The following is a 3,370-nucleotide window of genomic DNA, read 5'->3' on the forward strand; positions in this document are numbered from 1 at the left end:
TAATAATCATGACCAGCAGCGAATCAATCAGTGCCGCCCCGACCCGTATCCAGAAACCCGCATATTCAATATCACTCATTTTATTCCCCTGCGGCTATGCGCCTGTAAACTGTCACTAGACATGTTTGTATTTATGGTAGATCTGCATAATTCCGGGCAACGCCCTTTCCAGGGCAACAATCACTTGCGGATCGAAATGTTTCCCGGACTCAGTTCGGATTAATTCTAGCGCCTCGTCAATCGACCAGGCTTGTTTATAAGGCCGTCGTGAAGTCAGTGCATCGAAGACATCCGCAACGGCCACGATCCGTGCCGACAGGGGAATGGCCTCTTCTTTTAGCTGATAGGGATAGCCATCGCCATCAAATCGTTCATGGTGACTCTCTGCAATCTCGATACCGATCCTGAAAATCGAATGCCCCACCGCATTGACCTGCTGTTCACAGTGTTTCAATACTTCCGCACCAATAACCGGGTGTTCCTGCATAGCCTGTCGTTCCGCGTCGGTGAGTTTGCCTGGCTTGAGGAGAATACTGTCTTCAACGCCGACCTTGCCGATATCGTGCATGGGCGCAAAACGCAGAATGTCACGCACATAAGCGGAATTGATTTGTGATTGATAACGAACCTCATGTCCCATCTGTTCAGCGATCAGGGCCGAATAGCGGCTCATGCGAAACAGGTGGTCACCGGTTTCCGGATCACGACTCTCTGCAAGCTTGGCCAGCCCCTCGACAGCCGAGATCACCAGGCTCTCCATGCCGATGGTTTTCTCGAAACCGTGACTAACCTGGGCGGCAATATTCTCGAGCAGTTCAAGATGTTCCTCGTGATAGGCATCTGATGCCCGCGAACCGAATACAAGAATCATTTCCTCGTCGCCACTGATGGTTAACGGAACGAAGATCAGGCTCTGCATTCCCCCGGCGACCAATTGTATTGTCATCGCATCACTGCTTTGGGCATTTTGCAGATCATCACCCTGGATCCTGAGCGGTTTTCCCTCATCAAACACTTGCATGCACCGGCACCCTACCTGGTCGAAGCGGGCTCCCTCATCGATCTGGTTTTGTCCATCAGTGTATACCCGGTCGATCAATACCGCCTTGCGGTTCTGATCCGTCCTGAGTAGTGCCACAAGGTCAATAGGCAGAAACTCTCCGAACTCCTCAAAGACGAAACGTAGCGTCTCATCCAGGTTATTGGCCTGATTGATGCGGTCACTGAGCCTGAATATCCCGGCCAGGCGCCGGGTCAGTTCATTAAACATGCTACTAAGTCGCCCGATCTCGTTCTGCTCGGCAATCGGTACCTGGAAATTCAGATCGCCCTGGGCGACCCGCCGGAATCCCTGCACGGTGGTCTCCACCGGCCGGAATATCTTGCGATAGAGAATCAACAGGATGGTCAGCGCAATCAGGAATGACAACCCCAACGACACCTGATTGAGCAGCCTGATCTCATTCAGCTTCTTCTCCATCATCAGGCGAAACGCCAGTGACAGATCGGCGGAGGCCTGAACCAGATCATGCTGATTGAACTGGATATACTTCGCCGCCGCTTCCAGGCGCGGCTCGTCAGGATTCCCCAGCTCCGCTATCAGGCCGGTTTTGAAGCGTTCCCAGATCGCCGCCGTTTCATCCAGCTGCGAACGCGACTGCGCATCCCAGGTACAATAGATCACCTCCTCGCCATCCAGCAGGCTGGGGACCTTGCCCAGCGAGGCTGACTCCGTATCCGAAAAAGACCGGCCACTGACCAGATCCGGGGACAGACTGCGCGCCTTGAAGGCATCGATGATCTTGCTGTAACTGTTCACCTGTTTTCGCAAGTCCTTGCGATACAGCCCCAGATCCCGGTCATAGGCCTCATAACTGCGTGGCGCCTGCTTCAGATAATTATCACTCTGACTCACCATCACCTGGCTGATAACCCGCAGCTGGCCTGACAAATTCAGTATCACATAGTCATGCTTGCGTAAATTCAGCTGATACAGAGTAATAGACACAACCACCAGCAAGACCAGAAACTGGACCGCCAGCGCGGAAATCACCTGGAACTTTATAGAACGTTTGCGCACTACCTTTGCAACTTATACAAGCTGGTCAATTTTCAATCCCATCGACACCTTTCCCATTACATAAACTTCTCGAAAAATTTTGGATCATTGAAACCTGGTTTGTCATTTTTACATATAGAATTCACGCTTTGTTGGTGGTCTCAGTTTTCGGTAAGGCAGCACTAAAATCACATTTATCACAGCTATAAATATTGCACTCACCTGCAAATGCCTCGATTTCTAATTGAGATTTAACATTATCAATAACCCAGCACTTCGCACAGAATATACTATTCAGTTGTTTTGCGCGCTTATAAACAAGCCCCACTATATCTATTTGATCTAGAGTGATTCTTTTAACTTCATTGGCGGCTATTACACCATATTGCTTAAGTTCTTCGATTAGTTTAGACATTTGGTATTACCTTTGTTTGTAACATAAGGTTTACCTTAAATCTTTAAAATCAAAAAATATAACGGTTTACCGTCAATTCCGTTCTAGTCTGCTTTTCACACATAACAGTGATATAGACAGAATCTGCCTATCAAAACTATCGTTCAATTCCAGACCTCTTAAATACTAGCAACAGATTCCGGGTTTTTCGAGGCAGGTATCAGCGATGCAGCTGGATATCTGAGTGGTCGGTGTCTGGGACGCACCCTATCGCTATGGGATATTGTTCCCGTCAGACGCCGCCGAGCATCGCAGTGGAAGGAGGAGTAGCCCGAAGGGTGCGCGCAGGGCGATCATTTAGATAAACAAACAGGTGGGTACGGCGAGAGTCGCCGATTAAATCGCCTCCCACAAGACCCCGCTTTTAAAATTGAGTTTGCCCACAGGGTATGCTTATCCCCTCTCCCCAAAGGGGAGAGGGAAGGATTTGGTTCAGGTTTCCTGAATGGTAATCCCATCCAGCGCGCCGGTCATGGCATCCATGTCTTCGCCCTTGGTTTCGCCCAGTTTGATCATCAGGCGCAGTTCGTTGGCGGAGTCGGCGTGGTTAATGGCGTCTTCGTAGGTAATACTGCCGTCTTTGTAAAGATGATAAAGCGCCTGGTCGAAGGTCTGCATGCCGGCCTGGGTGGACTTGGTCATCAGCTCCTTCATCTTGGAGATTTCACCCTTGCGGATGTGATCGGACATCAGCGGCGTGTTGATCAGGATCTCGGCGGCCAGTACCCGTCCGTCGCCGTCTGGTGTGGGGATCAGTTGCTGGGCGATCATGGCTTTGAGGTTGAGCGAAAGATCCAGGTGCAGCTGGTTGAAACGATCTTCCGGGAAGAAGTTGACGATACGATCCATCGCCTGGT

Annotated in this window: 2 protein-coding genes and 1 pseudogene; all 3 read right to left on the reverse strand. The window is 50.4% G+C overall.

Annotated elements, in window-relative coordinates:
• Positions 1-115: 115 nt before the first annotated feature.
• The gene (locus tag RI563_RS12160; protein ID WP_310694652.1) at positions 116-2,080 is read right to left on the reverse strand and encodes an HD domain-containing phosphohydrolase; all 1,965 of its coding nucleotides are present in this window, start codon (positions 2,078-2,080) and stop codon (positions 116-118) included.
• A 121-nt stretch (positions 2,081-2,201) separates the two neighbouring features.
• Positions 2,202-2,474 carry a hypothetical protein gene (locus RI563_RS12165; RefSeq protein ID WP_310694653.1) on the reverse strand — a complete coding sequence of 91 codons (273 nt, stop codon included), beginning with the start codon at positions 2,472-2,474 and terminating at the stop codon, positions 2,202-2,204.
• A gap of 471 nt (positions 2,475-2,945) precedes the next feature.
• Positions 2,946-3,370 (reverse strand): annotated as a pseudogene (locus RI563_RS12170) (type IV pili twitching motility protein PilT); the annotation flags it as partial.

It is taken from the genome of Thiohalophilus sp. (genome assembly GCF_031581315.1).
Classification (GTDB): domain Bacteria; phylum Pseudomonadota; class Gammaproteobacteria; order UBA6429; family Thiohalophilaceae; genus Thiohalophilus.

Excerpts from the sequence above, each read along its gene's own strand:
- RI563_RS12165 (WP_310694653.1), bottom strand. The coding sequence starts at position 2,474 with ATGTCTAAACTAATCGAAGAACTTAAGCAATATGGTGTAATAGCCGCC.